At 40.2% G+C, this 6,534-nt stretch carries 3 protein-coding genes; all 3 read right to left on the bottom strand.

What is annotated here, in order from left to right:
* Positions 1 to 182: 182 nt before the first annotated feature.
* The 3 genes from polA to QNK26_RS18295 all read right to left on the bottom strand — a co-directional run bounded on the left by polA (position 183) and on the right by QNK26_RS18295 (position 5,672).
* Positions 183 to 2,978 carry a DNA polymerase I gene (polA, locus tag QNK26_RS18305; protein ID WP_319225533.1) on the bottom strand — a complete coding sequence of 932 codons (2,796 nt, stop codon included), beginning with the start codon at positions 2,976 to 2,978 and terminating at the stop codon, positions 183 to 185.
* A gap of 702 nt (positions 2,979 to 3,680) precedes the next feature.
* On the bottom strand, positions 3,681 to 4,829 hold the full coding sequence (locus QNK26_RS18300) for a 1-acyl-sn-glycerol-3-phosphate acyltransferase (RefSeq protein ID WP_319225531.1): 1,149 nt from the start codon (positions 4,827 to 4,829) through the stop codon (positions 3,681 to 3,683).
* 165 nt (positions 4,830 to 4,994) lie between these two features.
* On the bottom strand, positions 4,995 to 5,672 hold the full coding sequence (locus tag QNK26_RS18295; RefSeq protein WP_319225529.1) for a 7-cyano-7-deazaguanine/7-aminomethyl-7-deazaguanine transporter: 678 nt from the start codon (positions 5,670 to 5,672) through the stop codon (positions 4,995 to 4,997).
* Positions 5,673 to 6,534 lie beyond the last annotated feature (862 nt).

Here is a 6,534-nt window from a genome sequence, read left to right as displayed (position 1 = left end):
CCCCTTAATATACTGCAAACTTATTTGACACGAAAGTAAAATACGTTATTTAGTTACATTTTTTGTGACAAAGCGCACTCACAGCATTATTTTATGTATAAAAACAACAAAACCAGCCCTGAGACTGGTTTTACTTTCTATTCTTAATATTATAATTTTAAGCGATTAGCACTAATTAAAGATTAATGCGCTTCATCCCAGTTATCACCAACACCAGCTTCTGCCAGTAGTGGTACATCTAGCGACATTGCCGCCGCCATCAATTCTTTAATTTTAACGACATAAGCTTCAACATGCTGTTCTTTGATTTCGAAGACTAATTCATCGTGAACCTGCATCAGCATACGAATTGAATCAGCTTCTACCGTCTCAATCCAACCCGCCACATTAATCATCGCCTTCTTAATGATATCGGATGCTGTACCTTGCATTGGGGCATTGATCGCAGCGCGTTCAGCCGCCATTTGACGCATTTTATTACGCGCATTGATTTCAGGTAAATACAGACGACGACCTGATAAAGTTTCAACATAACCCTTATCTTTAGCCACTTTACGCGTTTCATCCATATAGGTTAATACACCAGGATAACGTTCAAAGTAGCGCGCCATGTATTGCTTTGCTTCTTTCTGTGGGATGTTTAGCTGACGACCTAAGCCGAATGCGCTCATACCATAGATAAGGCCGAAGTTAATCGCTTTCGCACTACGACGTTGATCGCTCGTCACTTCATCAAGTTCAACAGAGAATACTTCAGCAGCCGTTGCACGGTGAATATCTTTACCTTCCGAGAACGCCGTTAACAAGCCTTTATCTTGTGATAAGTGTGCCATGATACGCAATTCAATTTGGCTGTAATCCACAGCGACATATTTATAACCCGCTGCCGGAATAAACGCCTGACGGATACGTCGACCTTCCCCCGCACGCACTGGAATATTTTGTAGATTTGGATCGCTTGATGATAAACGACCCGTCGCAGTAACGGCTTGATGATAAGACGTATGCACACGGCCAGTTTTTTCTTCAATCAAGGTTGGTAGCTTATCTGTATAGGTTGATTTTAGTTTACTTAAACTACGGTACTCTAAGATCAATTTTGGTAACGGATAATTAAGAGCCAGCTCTTGCAGTACTTCTTCTGCTGTCGACGGCGCACCTTTTGGGGTTTTCTTAATCACCGGTAATTCCATTTTCACAAACAGAATTTCTTGCAGTTGTTTTGGCGAGCTTAGGTTAAATGGTTGTTCGGCAATTTCGTGGGCTTTGGCTTCTAACTCCAGCATACGCGTGCCAAGCTCAACACTTTGCGCATCGAGTTTTGATTTATCAATCAACACACCTTCGCGTTCCACCGTAGACAGAATACTAACTAACGGTAATTCAACCTCGTTAAATAATGCCACCAGTGATGGTTCTGCTTCAAGTTTTGGCCACAGCACATTGTGCAAGCGTAACGTCACGTCGGCATCTTCGGCTGCATACGGAGATGCTTGCTCGATCTCGATCTGGTTAAAGGTCAATTGTTTTTTGCCTTTACCGGCGATCTCTTCAAAGCTAATGGTTTGATGACCTAAATATTTATCCGCTAAGCTGTCCATATTATGACGCGTAGCAATGCTGTTATACACATATGATTCGATCATGGTGTCATACGCAATACCGGCTAACTTAATGCCGTAGTTGGCTAACACTGAGGTATCGTATTTTAAATTTTGACCGACTTTTTTAGCATTGCTATCTTCTAGCAATGTTTTTAATGACGCTAATACATGGTCACGATCTAATTGTTCTGGTGCATCTAAGTAATCATGGGCAACCGGTAAATAAGCCGCTTCGCCTTCTGCAACCGCAAATGACAGACCAACTAATTCAGCCTGCATGTAATTAAGGCTAGTGGTTTCAGTATCGAGGGCAAACAGATCCGCTTGTTGTAATTTTTCTAACCAGCGATCAAAATCAGCTTGCGTTAAAATGGTTTCATAGTTACTGCGATCAATAGTAGAAGGAGTGACGACATCCTCACTATCAGCATCACTTGTCGTTGATTTTGATTTTGCTACTTTACCTGCATAAACATGCTTGGTTGCATCTGCGCCGCCAACTAACGCCGCTAGCCAACGCTTAAAGCCCATCTGTTGATACAACTCAGCTAATGCATCCACATCTGTATCTGCGATCGCGAGATCATCAAGTGTTACACCTGTTTCCACATCGAGTTTGATCGTTGCTAATGCATGCGAAATTTCAGCATTATCTTTATGCTCGATCATCTTTTTCGCTAGCGTTTTCGAACCACGGAAACCTAAAGCTGCAATCGCATCTAAGTTATTGTAGATATCTTTAATACTGCCCAATCCCTGCAACAAACCTAACGCAGTCTTCTCACCGACCCCCGGAACACCCGGAATATTATCTGCGGCATCGCCCATGAGTCCGAGCAGATCAATGATCAACTCCGGCGGTACCCCAAATTTGTCTTTAACGCCTTGTGGATCCAATACCGTATCAGTCATGGTGTTGATCAGCGTGACATGTTCGTCAACTAACTGTGCCATATCTTTATCACCGGTACTGATCAAGACCGCGCGACCTTCCGCACTCGCTTGCTTAGCGATCGTGCCGATCACATCATCCGCTTCGACACCAGGAATACAGATCAGGGGTAAACCAAGTGCTTTAACAATGTTATGCACAGGTTCGATCTGACAACGTAGATCATCCGGCATTGGCGGACGATGGGCTTTATATTCTGGATACATTTCATTACGGAATGTCGGACCTTTGGCATCAAAGATAACCGCGATATGGCTGGGTCCAAACTGGGTTAATAAGCTCTTCAACATGTTAACGACACCATACACAGCGCCCGTTGCCATACCTTCAGCATTGGTTAAATGCGGAGGTGAATGATAAGCACGAAACAGATACGAAGAGCCATCGACAAGCACAAGGGGATTGCTAGGGATCGTAGACATAAAAATTAAACTCAATGAAATTGATGATGAATAGACTAAGCATGCCACAAGCCGCGAATTCACGCTATGTTGATGATAAAAATATATCTCGCGATCAGATCTTAACCACTAGATCATAGATCTTGATCTAACTGTGGATAACTCTGTTAACAATGACGATCAAAAAAACAGTTGATCTGTGTGTATCTTGATGATAAAAATTTAAAGTCGCTTAATAACAACAACTTAAATATTTTTAATGTAAGATCTAAATTATTCTAATATTTTTAGGATATGTGGAAAAGAATCTTAACTCAGGGAAAGTTATGTGTAAAAAGAAGTCATGATGATTAAAAATAATACACTAGAGTGGTATGGAAATGTTTGATTTATGTTAATAAAAAAGGAATTTCTGCAGAAAATAAAAAGCCGGTATCAATCAAACTTCTCTATAATCGAGGGATAAGAAGATTGATCTACCGGCCCGAAAAATTCGGTTTACCCTGCAAGGAGTAATGGATTAAAGTTAACCCGGAAGCAATGTGAGCAATGTCTTGTCCTACCGAAAGCATGTGACTCCCTGAAGAACAAGGTAATAATAATCATTCTCATTTAGATAAGCAAGACTTTCCGACAAAAAACTTGAAATAATTTTTAATCTTGAATTTAAGGCAATAAAAAGCCCAGCAATACTGGGCTTAAGAGCACATCTAACAACTGATATTAATTCACCGCTGTTAACTGCTTCTCTACTGATTTCGCATAACCAGCCAGCACAGTGGCATGTAACTCGGTCGGTATACTTTGCAAATGGGCAGTAAATTTAGCGCGTTGATCTGACGTTACTGAACTCGCTGCTTGCTTATATTCAGCAGTTGCATGTAATTGCTCAGCGGCTAATAAATTAGTGCTATGCAGATGGTAATTATTATCGATGACTTGATCAATACGCAGTGCTAATTCATTGGCATCGGCAATATCATCCACGATAACCTCACCAAAGGTGACATTGACGTGACCTTTAAAGCCAACAATACCTTGCACTATGCTATCGATATCTTCAAATTCAGCCTTGTTATACTCACCTGATGTCGCTAACTGTGACAACTCATTGGCTTTCGCGGCATCGTTGGGATCGTATTCATAAGAAATAGTCACTGGCACGATATTCAATGATTTCATGTACTCTGGAAAGCTAATTTTCTGGCCTTTACCATTCATGTACATCATTTTTAAAATAGCCGGGTCAGTCTGATCGTTACCGTCTTTAGCACGACCTTCTTTTTGCGCTATCCAAATTGATTGCTGTTCTTCTTTTATTGAATGAGAAATATAACCCGATAACGATTTAAATGCCGCCATCATCTCACGTACACCCTTCGCTGAACGTTTTACGATGAAGCTTTTATTTAAGCGCATCAAGTCAGATACAAATGGTTTTTTCAATAAGTTATCACCAATAGCAATACGCAACGTATCATGACCATGATGATGTAATGCCCAGTTTACAAACGCAGGGTCCATAGCAATATCACGGTGATTGGAAATGAATAAATAATTTTTATTATTATCCAAATTATTAACACCGTTAAAAGTAACTTGGGTGGTGGTCGTCGCAATCATTTTTTCCATATAGGCGATCACTTCGTGCTGAATTTCACTGACACTGGTGATATTGCGACATTTACGGCGTAACACCATACGGATCATTGGGAATATCACCCAACTAAAATGCTTGATCAAGCGTGGGAATTGAAAATGCGCGATCGCAGTAATAAATTCGTTATCGTTAACTAAGCGTTCAACAACACTTGCTATTTCGTCATCATTAAACGGACGAATATCATCGTATAAACCTGCGGCTGTTGCCATTCGGCACCTCAATTTCGTGTAAATTAAATGCGTAAAATCTTGAACGCGGCGATTATACCTTAAACAGCTCAAACATTTACTGTTATAAAATAAAAAAAGGCGCTAAACCTTTCACTCTAGGTGAATAAGTTTAACGCCTTCCGCCCTCACGCAAGCTAAGTTGTATTAACTCAGTTTTGCAGCCGTGAGGTTGCTTTTACCATTGCCTTGAAAAGTAATAGCACCCGCCAATTTATTTAATAACACACCGTAAAGTGGTAAAAATATAGCTAAACTAATCAATAGTTTAAAACCGTAATCAACCGTTGCAATTTCAACCCAGTTAGCCGCCATAAATGGATCAGAGCTTTGGTAGAACGCCACAAAGAAAAAGATAATGGTATCGATTAAGTTACCAAATACCGTTGATGATACCGGTGCTACCCACCAGGTTTTTAATTGTCTTAAACGGTTAAAAACAATAATATCAAGAGCTTGACCGAACAAGTAAGCTAAAAAGCTTGCCAGCGCAATACGGCCAACAAAACTATTAAACTCGCTTAAACCAGTAACACCCTGATAGCTACCTTCAAAGAACACCACAGATAACGCATACGAGATCAATAATGCCGGTAACATCACTTGCGCAATAATGCGTTTCGCCATGCCAGCACCAAAGACGCGAATCGTCAGATCGGTTGCCAAAAAGATAAACGGAAATGTAAATGCTCCCCACGTTGTGTGGAAACCAAATATATTAATTGGAAGTTGGACTAGATAGTTGCTCGCTGTGATCACTAAAATATGAAAACAAGAGAGACAGATCAACGCTTGACGCGTCTGCATTGCAGTTAATTCACGCATAATAAACCTTTTTAGTTAAATTCATGGGGTGAGGGAACCCATGCAAATTGTATCCGCGTTTTCAAGTGAAAGGAGGCGGACGGGCATTATACAAAAGCTGACCTTGAATTCAATCTAATTATATTTCAGCCATAAAAAATGCACTCAAACTGAGTGCGTAGTGTGACTAACCGGTATGACAAACTTTGACAAAATAAGATGAGCATATACAACTCACTCGCAATTTGGCATATACTTGTTTATGTGAGAAATAGGCATTTCAGGTCAATTTATACTGAACTCAACCTCCCTAACGTGGGGCAAAATAATCTCAGCGAGATAACTGTAAATACACGTATTAAGTTGTTACTTTTAAGTCGTACTGGGGGATTCTATGGGAGCGTTCAGACTTTACTAATGGTTCGCTACGTAAAATCTGACAGGTCAACTATAGCCAGTTATAATTCAATTTATCTAGGAGGTATTTATGAGTGCATTACTACTGCTAGCAATTATTATATTGGCTGTTGCTGCCTACACTGAATATTACGACGTATATCGAAATCGGAAGAAGAAAAAGAAAAAATGATGATTTTTAACTTCTAACTCAGGGCGTCGTATTCCGCCCGAACCGCTGATTCATTCAACGCAATGTTTTTTAGTTCAGTTAAATTCATGCATCCCACATTACTGATTAAAAATTAGAATTCGACGTGAAATCTAGCGAACTAACTCCCACCAATAATTACTCTAGGTCCATAACGAACGTCCATCAAACATCCCTCTAACCACAGCTGTTCGAGCCAAATAACACTGAAAAACTCATCATTATATCGTCTCATCACAGTTTTAAAATAACATTACGGTAACAAAACCATTCACT

This window comes from Moritella sp. (assembly GCF_033791185.1).
In the GTDB taxonomy this organism is placed as follows: domain Bacteria; phylum Pseudomonadota; class Gammaproteobacteria; order Enterobacterales; family Moritellaceae; genus Moritella.
The sequence above is the reverse complement of the archived record's forward strand: the minus strand, read 5'-3'. Positions and strand labels throughout refer to the sequence as shown.

Bases quoted from the DNA above. Each gene is read 5' to 3' on its own strand.
- polA (WP_319225533.1), bottom strand. From the start codon at position 2,978: ATGTCTACGATCCCTAGCAATCCCCTTGTGCTTGTCGATGGCTCTTCG.
- QNK26_RS18295 (WP_319225529.1), bottom strand. From the start codon at position 5,672: ATGCGTGAATTAACTGCAATGCAGACGCGTCAAGCGTTGATCTGTCTC.
- QNK26_RS18300 (WP_319225531.1), bottom strand. From the start codon at position 4,829: ATGGCAACAGCCGCAGGTTTATACGATGATATTCGTCCGTTTAATGAT.